Consider the following 14,800-nt stretch of genomic DNA (forward strand, 5'->3'; position numbering starts at 1 on the left):
GTGATCGACAGTGGGCTTGTTCCCGCGCGGCCCAGGCCATAGTGTGACCGTGGCTACACCATGTTTGATCAAATATAAACATCACGCAAGCACCACCCGGGGAGCCCGATCCATTGACTGAGACGTTGCAGCAGCCCTACCTCGCCAGGCGCCAGAACTGGGTCAACCACCTGGCCCGGCACGCCCTGATGCAACCCGACGCGACCGCGCTGCGGTTCATGGGCCAGACCACTACCTGGGCCGACCTGCACCACCGGGTGAACCGGCTGGCCGGCGCGCTGCGGCGGCGCGGTGTCGAGTTCGGCGACCGGGTGCTGATCCTGATGCTCAACCGCACCGAGTTCATCGAGACCATGCTGGCCGCCAACCGGCTCGGCGCCATCGCCGTCCCGGTGAACTTCCGGATGACCCCGCCCGAGATCGCCTTCCTGGCCAAGGACTGCGAGGCCAAGGTCATCGCCACCGAGCCGGTCCTCGCCGGGGTGGCCACCGCGGTGCGTGACCTCGCCCCGAGCCTGAGCTCGGTGATCGTGGCCGGTGCCGCGGACGGCTCCGACACCCCGGACGTGCTCGACTACGAGGCGCTGATCGCCGAACCGGGAGAGGACCCGCCGCCGGTCGACATCCCCGACGATTCGCCGGCGCTGATCATGTACACGTCGGGCACCACCGGCAACCCCAAGGGCGCGGTGCTGACCCACTCCAACCTCACCGGACAGGCGATGACCAACCTGTTCACCATCGGCGTCGACCTCGCCAACGACGTCGGGTTCATCGGGGTGCCGCTCTTCCACATCGCCGGGATCGCCGGCAACGTGCTCAGCGGGCTGACCCTCGGCTTGCCGACGGTGCTCTACCCGCTCGGCGCGTTCGATCCGGGCGGTCTGCTCGACGTGCTGGAGGCGGAGAAGGTCACCGGCATCTTCCTGGTCCCGGCCCAGTGGCAGGCGGTGTGCGCCGAGCAACGCGCCCGGCCCCGCGACCTGAGGTTGCGCGCGCTGTCGTGGGGCGCGGCCCCGGCGTCGGACACCCTGCTGCAGGAGATGACCGAGGTGTTCCCGGGCACCAAGATCTTCGCCGCGTTCGGTCAGACCGAGATGTCGCCGGTCACCTGCATGTTGTTGGCGGAGGACGCCGTTCGCAAACTCGGCTCGGTCGGCAAGGTCATCCCGACGGTGGCCGCCCGCATCGTCGACGACACCATGAACGACGTGCCCGTCGGCGAGGTCGGTGAGATCGTCTACCGCGCACCCACACTGATGGCCGGTTACTGGAACAATCCACAGGCGACCGCGGAGGCGTTCGCCGGCGGGTGGTTCCACTCCGGCGACCTGGTCCGGCAGGACGAGGAGGGCTACATCTGGGTGGTCGACCGCAAGAAGGACATGATCATCTCCGGCGGCGAGAACATCTACTGCGCCGAGGTCGAGAACGTGCTCGCCGCCCATCCGGCTGTCGCCGAGGTCGCGGTCGTCGGTCGGCCCCACGAGAAGTGGGGTGAGGTCCCGGTCGCGGTGGTCGCGCTGAACCCCGACGCCGAGCTCACGATGGCCGAGTTGGAGGAGTTCCTCGCCGACCGCCTGGCCCGCTACAAGCATCCGAAGGTGCTGGAGATCGTCGATGCTTTGCCTCGAAACCCTGCCGGCAAAGTCCTCAAGACCGAACTGCGGGCCCGCTTCGCGGCCGGCCCATCCGCTGAAAAGGAGCAAAGCTCTTCTGGGGCAACCACATCAGCAGGGAGCTCGTAGAGGCAGCTGAGGGTGACGGGTTTGCTAACGGTTCGAAACACAATCCGCCGGATGCCGTGTGCCGCCGCCATCTCATCGGGTACAGTCCTGTGGTCCCACTTACTACCCACCAGTAAGAAAGCGGAAGTCACGAATAACGGGCTGGACCAAGGAGGAGGCGTGCGACAGGGGATGCCGATGCGCCACGCAGATCGCGGCTCCGGGGCAGGAGGCAGCCGGTGACGACCACCGACGGGCTGGTCGGCTACGTCCGTGGTCAGGCCAAGCCGGTACTGGAGTCGGTCGGCGGCTTCGTCCGCATGACGGTGCTCACCGGCAAAGCACTGTTCAAACCCCCGTTCCAGTGGCGCGAGTTCATCCTGCAGGCCTGGTTCCTGTTCCGGGTGTCGTTCCTGCCCACCATCGCGGTGTCCATCCCGCTCACCGTGCTCATCATCTTCACGCTGAACATCCTGCTGGCGGAGTTCGGCGCGGCCGACGTGTCCGGGGCGGGCGCGGCGCTCGGTGCGGTCACCCAGCTGGGCCCGCTGGTCACGGTGCTGGTGGTGGCCGGCGCGGGCTCCACAGCAATCTGTGCGGACCTCGGCGCGCGCACCATCCGCGAGGAGATCGACGCGCTCGAGGTGCTCGGCATCGACCCGATCCACCGGCTGGTCGTCCCCCGCGTGGTCGCCTCCACGTTCGTGGCTCTGCTGCTCAACGGCGCGGTGATCACCATCGGCCTGGTCGGCGGCTTTGTGTTCGGCGTGTACGTCCAGAACGTGTCGGCCGGTGCCTATCTGTCCACGCTGACGTTGGTCACCGGCCTGCCCGAGGTGGTCATCTCGATCGTCAAGGCCACCACGTTCGGGTTGATCGCCGGCCTGGTCGGCTGTTACCGCGGGCTGACGGTGTCCGGCGGCGCCAAGGGCGTGGGCACGGCGGTGAACGAGACGCTGGTGCTCTGCGTCATCGCGCTGTTCGCCGTCAACGTCATCCTCACCACCATCGGTGTTCGGTTCGGAACGGGGCGCTGATATGACGGTAGAAACCGGTACTGTTCTCCGCCAGCGGTTCCCGCGCGCCTATTCGACCGGTCAGCGTTGGGTCGGCGCACCGGCCCGCGGGCTGAACTCGGTCGGCCACGTCGCCTGGTTCGTGGTGCAGGCGGTCGGGATGATCGGCCACGCCCTTCGGCATTACCGGCGTGAGCTGCTGCGGCTGGTCGCCGAGATCGGTATGGGCACAGGGGCGATGGCCGTCGTCGGCGGCACCGTCGCCATCGTCGGGTTCGTCACCCTCTCCGGCGGCTCGCTGATCGCCATCCAGGGTTTCGCCTCGCTGGGCAACATCGGCGTCGAGGCGTTCACCGGCTTCTTCGCGGCGCTGGTCAACGTGCGCATCGCGGCGCCGGTCGTGGCCGGTCAGGCCCTGGCGGCCACCGTGGGCGCCGGCGCCACCGCCGAGCTGGGCGCCATGCGGATCAGCGAGGAGGTCGACGCGCTGGAAGTCATGGCTATCCGGTCGATCTCGTATCTGGTGTCGACCCGGATCATCGCCGGCTTCATCGTCATCATCCCGCTGTACGCGATGGCGATCATCATGAGTTTCCTGTCCGCGCAGGTGACTACGACATTCTTCTACGGCCAGTCGGTCGGCACCTACGACCACTACTTCCGGACCTTCCTGCGCCCCGACGACGTGATGTGGTCGTTCGTGCAGGCGATCATCATCTCGGTGATCGTGATGCTGAACCACTGCTACTACGGCTACTACGCCAGCGGCGGCCCGGTGGGCGTCGGCGAGGCGGTGGGCCGGTCGATGCGGGCGTCCCTCGTCGCGATCGTGCTCGTGGTCCTGTTGGCCTCGTTGGCGCTGTACGGCACCGACCCGAACTTCAACTTGACGGTGTGATCTGATGACGGCACCTCTGAACGCACCCAGGACACCGCCCTACAAGATCGTCGGGGTGGTGCTGTTGTTGGTCGTCGCGCTCGTCGTGACGTTGGTGTGGATGCAGTTCCGCGGCGCGTTCACGCCGCGCACCCAGTTGACCCTGCTCGCCGACCGGGCCGGTCTGGTGATGGACCCCGGTTCGAAGGTGACGTTCAACGGCGTGGAGATCGGCCGGGTGGCCCAGATCCACGCCGACACCTCCGACGACCGCACCCGGGCGAACATCGTCCTCGACGTCGACCCGAAGTACGTCGACCTGATCCCGTCGAACGCGGACGTGGAGATCAAGGCCAGCACGGTCTTCGGCAACAAGTACGTGGCTTTCGCCTCCCCGCCGGATCCGTCGCTGACGCCGATCACCTCGGCGGCCACCATCGACGTGACGAAGGTGACCACCGAGTTCAACACGCTGTTCCAGACCGTGGTCGACATCGCCCGGCAGGTCGACCCGATCAAGCTGAATCAGACGTTGACGGCGACGGCGCAGGCGCTCGACGGGCTCGGTGACCGGTTCGGTGAGTCGATCATCGACGGCAACGCGATCCTCGACGACCTGAACCCGCAGATGCCGCAGATCCGCTACGACGTGCAGCGGTTGGCGGATCTGAACGCCGTGTACGCCGCGGCCGCTCCGGATCTGTTCGACGGGCTGGAGAACGCCGTCACCACCGCGCAGACCCTGTACCAGGAACGCGGCAACCTCGACCAGACGCTGTTGGCGTCCATCGGATTCGGCAACACCGCGGGCGAGGTGTTCGAACGCGGCGGTCCGTATCTGGTGCGTGGCTCCGAGGATCTGGTCACCGTGACCGAGATCCTCGACTACCACAGTCCGGCGCTGTTCTGCATGATCCGCAACTACCACGACGTGGCGCCGAAGGTCGCGGCCAGCCTGGGCGGCAACGGCTACTCGCTGCGCCAGCACGCGTTCCTGGTGGGTCCCGGTAACCCCTATGTGTATCCGGACAACCTGCCGCGGGTGAACGCCACCGGTGGGCCGGGTGGACGGCCGGGCTGCTGGCAGCCGATCACCCGCGACCTGTGGCCGGCACCGTATCTGGTGATGGACACCGGGGCTTCCCTCGCGCCGTACAACCACATCGAGCTCGGAAAGCCGTTCGCCATCGAATACGTCTGGGGCCGCCAGATCGGGGAGTACACGATCAACCCATGAAAATCACCGGTACTGCGATCAAACTCGGCGCCTTCTCAGTGGTGCTGCTGGTGTTCACTGCGCTGATCGTCGTGGTGTTCGGGCAGGTGCGGTTTGACCGGACCACCGGGTACACCGCGGTCTTCTCCAGCGCCAGCGGGTTGCGGGCCGGACAGTTCGTCCGGGCCGCCGGGGTGGAGGTCGGCAAGGTCTCCAAGGTCGAGCTGATCGACGGTGGGCAGCGGGTCCGCGTGGACTTCAACGTGGACCGGTCGCTGCCGCTGTTCCAGGACACCACCGCGACCATCCGCTACCTCAACCTGATCGGTGACCGCTATCTGGAACTCAAGCGTGGCAACAGCAATGAGCGGCTGCCCGCGGGCGGTGAGATCCCGCTGGAACGCACCCAGCCCGCGCTGGACCTCGACGCGCTGGTCGGCGGGTTCCGGCCGCTGTTCCGGGCGCTGGACGCCGAGAAGGTCAACACCATCGCCCAGTCGATCATCACGGTGTTCCAGGGGCAGGGCGGGACCATCAACGACATCCTCGACCAGACCGCGCAGTTGACGGCGACGCTGGCCGACCGGGACCAGGCCATCGGTGAAGTGATCCGCAACCTCAACACGGTGCTGGAAACCACGGTGCGCCACCAGAAGGAGTTCGATGAGACCATCCACAACTTCGAGGTGCTGATCACCGGGTTGCGCAACCGGGCCGATCCCATCGCGGAGTCGACCGCCAACATCTCCAACGCCGCCGGCACCCTCGCCGATGTGCTGGCCCAGAACCGGCCGCTGCTGGACAACAGCATCGATCATCTGGAGGCCGTGCAGGGGCCGCTGGTGGAACAGAGCGCCGAACTCAACAACATCCTGGTGCAGCTGCCGACGGCGCTGAAGACGATCGGGCGTGCCGGAGGTGTGTACGGAGACTTCTTCAACTTCTATGCCTGTGACATCTCGTTGAAACTCAATGGTCTGCAGCCGGGCGGCCCGGTCCGCACGGTGAAGATCACCACGCAGCCCTCGGGTAGGTGCACACCGCAATGAGGACTTTGGAAGAGTCGGACCGGCTCCGCAACGGCCTGAAGGGCATCATCATCCTGCTGCTCGTCATCGGTGTCGGGCAGAGCTTCGCCAGTGTGCCGATGCTGTTCGCCACGCCCACCTACTACGCGCAGTTCTATGACACCGGCGGCATCAAGGCCGGTGACAAGGTCCGCATCGCCGGGGTGGACGTCGGCCTGGTGCGGTCGGCGACCATCAACGGCGACAAGGTGCGCATCGGCTTCACGCTGGGCGGGGTGCAGATCGGTACGGACAGCCGGGCGTCGATCCGCACCGACACCATCCTGGGCCGCAAGAACATGGAGATCGAACCACGCGGCACCGAACCGCTGCGCACCAACGGGGTGCTGCCGATCGGGCAGACCACCACGCCGTACCAGATCTACGACGCGTTCTTCGACGTCACCAAGGCGGCCACCGAGTGGGACACCCGCACGGTGCGGGAATCGCTGAATGTGTTGTCGGAGACCATCGACCAGACCTATCCGCACCTCAGCGCGGCGCTGGACGGGGTGGCCCGGTTCTCCGACACCATCGGCAAGCGCGACGAGCAGATCACCCAGCTGCTGGCCAACGCCAACAAGATCGCCGAGGTGCTCGGCGACCGGGGCGGCCAGATCAACGCGCTGCTGGTCAACGCCCAGACGCTGCTCGGCGCGATCAACGAACGCACCCAGGCCGTCGACCTGCTGCTGCAACGGATTTCGCAGGTGTCCACGCAGGTTCGCGGGTTCATCGACGACAATCCGAACCTCAACACCGTGCTCGAACAGCTCCGGCAGGTCAGCGACATCCTGGTGGAACGCCGTTACGACCTGGTCGACGTGCTGTCCTCGTTGAGCAAGTTCACCGCGTCGCTGGCCGAGGGCCTGGCTTCGGGCCCGTACTTCAAGGTGATGCTGGTCAACCTGGTGCCGTACCAGATTCTGCAGCCGTTCGTCGATGCCGCCTTCAAGGAACGCGGCATCGATCCGGAGAACTTCTGGCGCGGTGCGGGTCTGCCGGAATTCCAGTGGCCCGACCCGAACGCCGAGCGGCACGCCAACGGTGCGCCGCCGGCGGCGCCGAGGCCGATCGAGGGCACCCCGGAGCATCCGGGTCCGGCCGTGCCGCCCGGGCATCCGTGCTCGTACACCCCGGCGGCCAACGCCGCGCCGCGGCCGGGTGATCCGCTGCCGTGCGCCGACGCCGGAGTCGGACCGTTCGGCGACAACCCGTACGGCCCGAACTACGCGCCGCCGAACGTGGTTGGTGAGCCGCACAATCCGGACGCCCAGCCGTCGCCCGGTCTGCCCGCGGCCGCGGTTCCCGGTCAGGTGTCGCCCAACGTTCCCGGGGCGCCGGGGCCGGGGGTGGCACCCGGACCGCCGGGCGCCCGCACCGTTCCGGTGGGCCCGCCGCCCGGGCCGCCGGCTGACTTCACCCCGGCGATCGCGCCGCCGGTCCCGCCGGATTCCGGGCCGCCGCCACCGGGTCCCGGTCAGCAACTGCCCCCGGTGGATCGGGCGCCGCTACCCGGTAACCCGCCATTCCTCCCGCCCGGTGCGCAAGAGGGGACGTTCTACTGATGTCGACGATCTTCAATGTGCGAAACCTGCGGTTGCCGAGGCTTTCCCGGACCGCGGTGATCCTGGGCGCGCTGGTGGTGGCGCTGGCGCTGGTCGCGGCGGTCGTCGGCTACCAGCTGTACAAGCGGATCACCACCAACACCGCGGTCGCCTACTTCGAGCAGACCCTGGCGCTGTACCCGGGCGACAAGGTGCAGATCATGGGGGTCCACGTCGGCAACATCGACACGATCGAACCGGCCGGCGACAAGATGAAGGTGACCTTCCACTACGACTCGAAGTACAAGCTGCCGTCCGATGTCAGCGCCTCGATCCTGAACCCGAGTCTGGTGGCGTCGCGCAGCATCCAGCTGTCGCCGCCCTACACCGGCGGGGACACGTTCCCCGACGGCGGGGTGATCCCGATCGAGCGCACCCAGGTGCCCGTCGAGTGGGATGAGCTGCGGAACTCGATCGACCGCATCCTCACCGATCTCGGTCCCACCGACGAGCAGCCGATGGGTCCGTTCGGCGACGTGGTCGACTCGTTCGCCGACGGCCTGGCCGGCAAGGGCCAACAGATCAACCAGACCCTGACCAGCCTGTCCGAGGCGCTGACCGCCCTCAACGAGGGCCGGGGCGACTTCTTCGGCGTGGTCAAGAGCCTGGCGTTGTTCGTCAACGCGCTGCATCGCAGCGATCAGCAGTTCGTCGCGCTCAACCGCGATCTGGCGCAGTTCACCACGTCGTTCGCCAACACCGATCAGGAGCTGGCGAACGCGGTGCGCGACCTCGACGAGCTGCTGACCACCACCCGGCAGTTCCTCGACGAGAACGCCGAGGTGCTCACCTACGACATCAACAACCTGGCCGAGGTGACCAACGCGATCCTGCAGCCGGAACCGCTGGACGGTCTGGAGACGGCGTTGCACGTCTTCCCGACCATGGGCGCCAACATCATGAACATCTCGTCGCCGAACAGCGGTGGGATCGTGAGCCTTCCGGTGGTCACCAACTTCGCCAACCCGCTGCAGTTCATCTGCAGTGCGATCCAGGCCGGAAGCCGGCTGGGTTATCAGGAATCCGCCGAACTGTGCGCGGAGTATCTGGCGCCGATCCTCGACGCGATCAAGTTCAACTTCCCGCCGTTCGGGTTCAACCAGATCACCACCGCGTCGGTGCTGCCGAAGCAGGTGGCCTATTCCGAGCCGCGGCTGCAGCCGCCGCCGGGCTACAAGGACACCACGGTGCCCGGCATCTGGTCCCGCGACACCCTGTTCTCGCACGGGAACCACGAGCCCGGCTGGATCGTGGCGCCCGGCATGCAGGGCATCCAGGTGCAGCCGGCCACCGCGAACATGCTCACCCCGGATTCGCTCGCGGCGCTGCTGGGCGGGCCCGACCCGGTGAACCCGCCCGCGCCGCCGGCGTTCGGCACCACCCGGGACGGCAACCTGCCCGGGCCGCCGAACGCGTTCGACGAGCGCAATCCGCTGCCGCCGCCGTGGTATCCGCAGCCGGGACCGCCGCCGGCGCCGGCGCCCGGGGTGATTCCCGGTGATCCGTTGGGGGCGATGGCGCCGGGGCCTGCCCCGGCACCGGCCGGTCCTGCGCCGGCAGCGCTGCCGGCTGAGGCGGGAGCGGGGTGATGAGTGTGCGTGCACTAAGGACGACGGTGACGACGGTGACGACGGTGACGACGGTGAAGCGGACGGTCACGCGGGCCACGCGCCGATCGCTGGCCCTGTTGACGATTGCGCTGGTGCTGACCGCGTGCGGGTCGTGGCGCGGTATCGCCAACGTGCCGTTGCCCAGCGGGCCGGGCACCGGCGGCGGCATGACGATCTATGTGCAGATGCCGGATACGTTGGCGCTCAACGTCAACAGCCGCGTGCGGGTGGCCGACGTGGAGGTCGGCACGGTCCGGCGGATCGAGCTGAGGGACTGGACGCCGGTGCTGACGCTGGCGCTGGAACCCGGTATCGAGCTGCCCACGAACACCATCGCCCGGATCGGGCAGACCAGCCTGCTGGGCTCCCAGCACGTCGAACTGGACCCGCCGGACGACCCGTCGCAGCAGATGCTGCGCGACGGTGACACCATCCCGCTGGATCAGGCCGAGGCGTTCCCCACCACCGAGCGGGTGCTGGCCAGCGTCGGCACCATCCTGACCGGCGGCGGGATCCCGAATCTGGAGGTCATCCAGACCGAGGTCTACAACATGCTGTCCGGCCGGGCGCCGCAGATCCGCGACTTCCTGACCAAACTGGACACCTTCACCGCGGAACTCAACGCCCAGCGTGACGACCTGACCCGCGCCATCGACAACAGCAACGAGCTGTTGACGATCGTGGCCAACCGGGAGAGCACCCTCGACCGGGTGCTGACCGAGTTCCCGCCGCTGATCGAGCATTTCGCCGAGACCCGCGATCTGTTCGCCGACGCGGTGCTGGCGCTGGGCCGGGTCAGCGAGGCCACCGACACCTACCTGGGGCAGGCCAGCGATCCGCTGCACACCAACCTGCAGAACCTGCAGCGGCCGCTGCGCGAGCTCGGCCGGGCGTCGCCGTACCTGATCGGTGCGCTCAAGCTGATGCTCACCGCGCCGTTCAACATCGAGAACGTGCCGAAGGTGGTGCGCGGCGACTACATCAACGTGTCGCTGATGCTGGACCTGACGCTGTCGGCCATCGACAACGGGTTTCTGTCGGGCACCGGTGTGGCGGGCATGCTGCGCGCGCTGGAGCAGGCGTGGGGCCGCGACCCGGCGACGATGGTCCCCGACACCCGGTTCACCCCGAACCCGAACAATGTGCCGGGCGGACCGCTGATCGAGAGGGCTGAGTGAGCCATGCTGACCCGCTTCATCAAGATGCAGCTGGTGATCTTCACCGTCCTCACGGTGATCGCGCTGGTGGCGCTGGGGTGGTACTACCTGCGGGTGCCGTCGCTGATCGGCATCGGGCAGTACACCCTGCACGCCGAGCTGCCGCGCTCCGGCGGGCTGTACGCGACGGCCAACGTCACCTACCGGGGTCAGACGATCGGCAAGGTGACCGCGGTGGAACCGACCCCGCGCGGGGCCCGGGCCACCATGAGCATCGGCAGCGAGTACAAGATCCCGATCGACTCGACGGCCAACGTGCACTCGGTGTCGGCCATCGGTGAGCAGTACCTGGATCTGGTGCCCGCCGGCACCACGGACGTGTACTTCTCCGACGGTGACACCATCACCGAGAGCACGGTGCCCAGCGAGGTCGGTCCGGCGCTGGACGCCGCGAACGAGGGTCTACAGGCGCTGCCCGCCGAGAAGATCGACTCGTTGCTGACCGAGACAGCCGCCGCCGTGGGTGGTCTGGGCCCGTCGCTGCAACGGCTGGTCGACTCCACCACCGCGATCGCCCGGGATTTCCGGGACAACCTGGAACCGGTCGGCGACATCATCGACAACTCGGCGCCGATCCTCGACAGCCAGGTCGACTCCGGTGACGCGATCGCGCGGTGGTCGCGCAACGTCAACATCCTGGCCGCGCAGGCCGCACAACAGGACGCGGCGCTGCGCAGCGGTCTGCAGCAGGCCGCGCCGACCGCCGATCAGCTGAACGCGGTGTTCGGCGGGGTGCGGGAGTCGTTGCCGCAGGTGCTGGCGAACCTCGCGGTGGTCAGCGACATGCTCAAGCGCTACCACAAGGGGCTGAACCAGTCGCTGGTGATCCTGCCGCAGGGCGCGGCGATCGCCCAGACCACGACGGCGCCGTTCCCGGGCGAGGCGCTGCTGCACCTCGCGCTGGGCATCAACATCCCGCCGCCGTGTCTGACCGGGTTCCTGCCGCCGTCGCAGTGGCGCTCGCCGGCCGACACCTCACCGCAGCCGCTGCCGGAGGGTACCTACTGCAAGATCCCGAAGGACACCCAGGGCAATGTGGTGCGCGGTGGCCGCAACTATCCGTGTGTGGATGTGCCGGGTAAGCGGGCGGCGACGCCGCGGGAGTGCCGCAGCGACGAGCCGTACGTGCCGCTGGGCACCAACCCCTGGTACGGGGATCCGAACCAGATCCGCAACTGCCCGGCTCCCGGCGCGCGTTGTGATCAGCCCGTCGATCCCGGCAAGGTGATCCCTGCGGAGTCGGTGAACAACGGCATGAACCCGTTGCCGGCCGACCGGCTGCCCGGTCCGGTCCCGCCGGTCAGCGATCCGCTGACCCCGCCTGGGCCGTCGGGCATGGTCGAGTGCAGTGGACAACAACCCAACCCCTGCATCTACACTCCCGCACCAGGGACGGCCATCTACAACCCGGCCAGCGGTGAAGCGGTCGGCCCGGACGGTGTGAAGTACTCCGTCAGCAACTCGAGCAACCCAGGAGACGACGGATGGAAGGAGATGCTGGCACCCGCCGGCTGAACCGCACCACCGATGCTGATGACGCGCCTGGCGAGTCGCTGGCAGGAGACCCGACCGACGTAACCGAACCGAGCACCCAGACACCCGAACCACCCGCCGAGGAGCGGCGGCCGTCCCGGCTGAGCGGCACCTGGGTCGCCGGCATCTGCGCGGCGCTGGTGGTGGGGGCCGCGGGCCTGGCGGCCGGCGGGTATCTGGCGTGGCGGTCCCATGAGCGCAGCGTCGACATCGCCCGCATCGAGGCGGCGGCACTGGAGGCCGCCAAGGACTGTGTCGCCGCCACCCACGCCCCCGACGTCGAGTCGATGGCCACCAGCCAGGCCAAGATCATCGAGTGTTCCACCGGCGACTTCGCGGTGCAGGCCAACCTGTACAGCGGCATGCTGGTCGATGCCTACCGCGTCGCCGACGCGTCGGTGCAGGTGTCGGACATGCGGGCCGCGGTGGAACGGCACCATGACGACGGCGTGGTCGACGTGCTGGTGGCGATGCGGGTGAAGGTCACCAACACCGCGGCCGCCGATCAGGAGCACGGCTACCGGCTGCGGGCGCAGATGGCGCCGGAGGACGGCACGTACAAGGTCGCCAGATTGGACACGGTCACCTCGTGACGGCGGTGCTGGACTCGTCGACCGACAACCGGCCGGTGGAGCCCGCGGCCCGGTTGGCGTCCTGGCCGGCCCGGGCCGGCGCGCTGGCGGTCGACGTGCTGCCCGGCCTGGGGGCGGTGGCGTCGCTGCTGCCGTGGATCCTGGCCGGCCCGCGGATCGGCTGGCCGTGGTGGGTCTGCACGGTGGCGGCCGCGGTGGTGACGGTGGCGGTGCTGGTCAACCGGTGGTTGCTGCCGACCCTGACCGGATGGAGCCTGGGCCGGGCGCTGCTGGGTGTGCGGGTGGTCCGCAGCCGGGACGGGGCGGCCGCCGGGCTGGGCCGGTTGGTGCTGCGCGACCTGGCGCATCTGCTCGACACCGGGGCGGTGTTCATCGGGTGGCTGTGGCCGCTGTGGGACCGTCGCAACCGCACCTTCGCCGATCTGCTGGCGCGGACCGAGGTGCATCAGCTGGAGCGGCCCCGCGCCGCGGGCCGGCGGGATCCGCGGCGGTGGACCGTCGTCGTGCTGGTCGCCACGGTGCTGCTGTCGGTGGCCGGGGCGGTGTTCGGGTACCTCACCGTGTACCGCCCGCAGCAGCAGACCGACGCGGCGCGGGCCGAGATCGCCGAGCAGGGCCCGCGCATCGTCGAACAGATGCTGAGCTATCAGGCCGACACCATCGACGAGGACTTCACCCGCGCCCGGTCGCTCACGACCGAGCGCTACCGCGAACAGTTGGCCGCCGAACAGCAGGCGGTGAAACTGACCGAACCCACCACCAACGACTACTGGGCGGTGAGCAGCGCGGTGCTGTCGAACACCCGGGACGAGGCGGCCATGCTGCTGGCCATGCAGGGGCAGCGCGGCGCCACCCCGGAGGAGCAGAAATTCATCACCGCCACGGTGCGGGTGGAGTTCAAGAAGTCCCCGGAGGGGCAATGGCAGGTCGACGCGCTGACGGTGCTGAAGCGCCCGTACCTCGGTGAGGATCAGCCGTGAGTCCACGCCGCCGCATCACGGCCGACGAGCACCGCGATGTCCTCGACCTCTCCCACGCCCGGCCGCGTCCCCGGTGGCGCTGGGGGCCGGCGGTGTTGTCGGCGCTGGCGGGCCTGCTCGTGGTGGCGGCGATCGCGGCCAGCACCTACATGGTGGTCCAGTACGAGAGTGACCGCCGCGCCGCGCTGCGCGACGCGTCCGCGCTGGGCTACGTGCGGGGTTTCATGACGGCGTACACGTCGCTGGATCCGTTCAACGCCAACGACTATGCGGACCGCATTCTGGAACACGGCACCGGCGAGTTCGCCGCCATGTACCGGGAGAAGATGAACCAGATCGTGATCCGGGTGGCGCAGTCCGAACCGACGACCGGTGAGGTGCTGGAGGCGGGCGTGCAGCGCTGGTACGAGGACGGCAGCGCCGACGTCCTGGTCGCCACCAAGATCAGCAGCACCATGCCGGACGGGGAGACCACGGTGGAGAGCGGAAGCCGTTGGGTCGTCACGGTTATCGAGGAGGGGCAGCAGTGGAAGATCAGCAAGCTGATCCAGGTGTATTGACACCAGATCCGGGGCCCGGCGCCGACTCGGATGACACGTCGACCGCCCGGCGGGTACCGGTCGGGAAACGCAAGCGCGCCCGGGGCTCCGAGACCGCTCCGGTGGATGACGACGCCGCCGCCGAGGCCGTCGAGGAACTCGAGGCGGCGTTGGCGGTCGACCTCCCACCGGGCGTGGAGGAACCGGAACCAGGCCCAGAACCCGCCGACTCCCCGGACTCCGCCGACTCCGGGGAGGGGCCGGTGCCGGGTGTGCACCGCCCGGCCGGCCGGCGCTGGTTGATCGCGGCGGCCGCGGCGGCCGTGGTGTTCGTCGCGGCGGGCGGTTTCGCCGGCGCGATGGTGCAGCCGTACCTCGCGGACCGGGCGCTGGTGGCCACGAAAATGGAGGTGGCCCGCACCGCCGCCGAGGCGATCACCACGTTGTGGACCTACACCCCCGAGGACATGGAGGATCTGCCGAACCGGGCAGACAAGTACCTGTCCGGGGACTTCTCCGATCAGTACCGCCGGTTCATCGACGCGATCGTGGTGTCGAACAAACAGTCGCAGGTGACCAACAACACCGAGGTGGTCGGCACCGCGGTGGAGTCGATCTCGCCGACCGAGGCCACCGCGATCGTCTACACCAATTCCGTCGCCACCAGCCCGGTCACCAAGAACATCCCGTCGCTGCGGTATCTGTCGTACCGGCTGACGATGGAGCGCAAGAACTCCGAGTGGCTGATCAACCGCATGACCGCGATCACCCAGTTGGACCTGACCCCGCAGTTGTAGGTGTTCCACGTGGAACCGCGG

Annotated in this window: 13 protein-coding genes; all 13 read left to right on the forward strand. The window is 68.4% G+C overall.

Features of this window, described 5'->3' with window-relative positions:
* Window positions 1-113: 113 nt before the first annotated feature.
* Window positions 114-1,748, forward strand: coding sequence for a fatty-acid--CoA ligase FadD5 (gene fadD5, locus CKW28_RS00725; RefSeq protein WP_040546250.1), 1,635 nt, complete (start codon window positions 114-116; stop codon window positions 1,746-1,748).
* A 218-nt stretch (window positions 1,749-1,966) separates the two neighbouring features.
* Window positions 1,967-2,764: an MlaE family ABC transporter permease gene (locus CKW28_RS00730; RefSeq protein ID WP_003924551.1), complete on the forward strand. Its 798-nt coding sequence runs from the start codon at window positions 1,967-1,969 to the stop codon at window positions 2,762-2,764.
* 1 nt (window position 2,765) lies between these two features.
* Window positions 2,766-3,641, forward strand: a complete 876-nt coding sequence (locus tag CKW28_RS00735) for an ABC transporter permease (protein ID WP_003924550.1) — start codon at window positions 2,766-2,768, stop codon at window positions 3,639-3,641.
* Between the two features lie 4 nt (window positions 3,642-3,645).
* Window positions 3,646-4,857, forward strand: a complete 1,212-nt coding sequence (locus CKW28_RS00740) for an MCE family protein (protein WP_003924549.1) — start codon at window positions 3,646-3,648, stop codon at window positions 4,855-4,857.
* Complete coding sequence (locus CKW28_RS00745) at window positions 4,854-5,885, forward strand: virulence factor Mce family protein (protein WP_003924548.1); 1,032 nt, start codon at window positions 4,854-4,856, stop codon at window positions 5,883-5,885. The genes CKW28_RS00740 and CKW28_RS00745 overlap by 4 nt, the downstream gene beginning before the upstream one ends.
* The gene (locus CKW28_RS00750) at window positions 5,882-7,471 is read left to right on the forward strand and encodes a virulence factor Mce family protein (protein ID WP_040546249.1); all 1,590 of its coding nucleotides are present in this window, start codon (window positions 5,882-5,884) and stop codon (window positions 7,469-7,471) included. Before CKW28_RS00745 ends, CKW28_RS00750 begins: the two co-directional genes overlap by 4 nt.
* Window positions 7,471-9,099 (forward strand): virulence factor Mce family protein, encoded by a 1,629-nt coding sequence (locus CKW28_RS00755; RefSeq protein ID WP_003924546.1) that lies wholly within the window; start codon window positions 7,471-7,473, stop codon window positions 9,097-9,099. The genes CKW28_RS00750 and CKW28_RS00755 overlap by 1 nt, the downstream gene beginning before the upstream one ends.
* Window positions 9,100-9,134: 35 nt before the next feature.
* The gene (locus CKW28_RS00760; protein WP_003924545.1) at window positions 9,135-10,298 is read left to right on the forward strand and encodes a virulence factor Mce family protein; all 1,164 of its coding nucleotides are present in this window, start codon (window positions 9,135-9,137) and stop codon (window positions 10,296-10,298) included.
* A 3-nt stretch (window positions 10,299-10,301) separates the two neighbouring features.
* Entirely contained in the window at window positions 10,302-11,852 is a 1,551-nt protein-coding gene (locus CKW28_RS00765) for an MCE family protein (protein ID WP_003924544.1), read from the forward strand.
* Entirely contained in the window at window positions 11,822-12,463 is a 642-nt protein-coding gene (locus tag CKW28_RS00770) for an Rv1363c family protein (RefSeq protein ID WP_003924543.1), read from the forward strand. The genes CKW28_RS00765 and CKW28_RS00770 overlap by 31 nt, the downstream gene beginning before the upstream one ends.
* The gene (locus CKW28_RS00775; RefSeq protein WP_003924542.1) at window positions 12,460-13,443 is read left to right on the forward strand and encodes an RDD family protein; all 984 of its coding nucleotides are present in this window, start codon (window positions 12,460-12,462) and stop codon (window positions 13,441-13,443) included. The genes CKW28_RS00770 and CKW28_RS00775 overlap by 4 nt, the downstream gene beginning before the upstream one ends.
* Complete coding sequence (locus CKW28_RS00780; protein WP_003924541.1) at window positions 13,440-14,003, forward strand: Rv1363c family protein; 564 nt, start codon at window positions 13,440-13,442, stop codon at window positions 14,001-14,003. Before CKW28_RS00775 ends, CKW28_RS00780 begins: the two co-directional genes overlap by 4 nt.
* Complete coding sequence (locus tag CKW28_RS00785; RefSeq protein WP_003924540.1) at window positions 14,000-14,779, forward strand: hypothetical protein; 780 nt, start codon at window positions 14,000-14,002, stop codon at window positions 14,777-14,779. Before CKW28_RS00780 ends, CKW28_RS00785 begins: the two co-directional genes overlap by 4 nt.
* Window positions 14,780-14,800: the final 21 nt, after the last annotated feature.

The sequence above is a fragment of the Mycolicibacterium thermoresistibile genome (assembly GCF_900187065.1).
Taxonomy (GTDB): Bacteria; Actinomycetota; Actinomycetes; order Mycobacteriales; family Mycobacteriaceae; genus Mycobacterium; species Mycobacterium thermoresistibile.

Coding starts and splice junctions, on each gene's coding strand:
- CKW28_RS00765 (WP_003924544.1), top strand. CDS start 10,302: ATGCTGACCCGCTTCATCAAGATGCAGCTGGTGATCTTCACCGTCCTC.
- CKW28_RS00735 (WP_003924550.1), top strand. CDS start 2,766: ATGACGGTAGAAACCGGTACTGTTCTCCGCCAGCGGTTCCCGCGCGCC.
- CKW28_RS00755 (WP_003924546.1), top strand. CDS start 7,471: ATGTCGACGATCTTCAATGTGCGAAACCTGCGGTTGCCGAGGCTTTCC.
- CKW28_RS00770 (WP_003924543.1), top strand. CDS start 11,822: ATGGAAGGAGATGCTGGCACCCGCCGGCTGAACCGCACCACCGATGCT.
- CKW28_RS00745 (WP_003924548.1), top strand. CDS start 4,854: ATGAAAATCACCGGTACTGCGATCAAACTCGGCGCCTTCTCAGTGGTG.
- CKW28_RS00740 (WP_003924549.1), top strand. CDS start 3,646: ATGACGGCACCTCTGAACGCACCCAGGACACCGCCCTACAAGATCGTC.
- CKW28_RS00750 (WP_040546249.1), top strand. CDS start 5,882: ATGAGGACTTTGGAAGAGTCGGACCGGCTCCGCAACGGCCTGAAGGGC.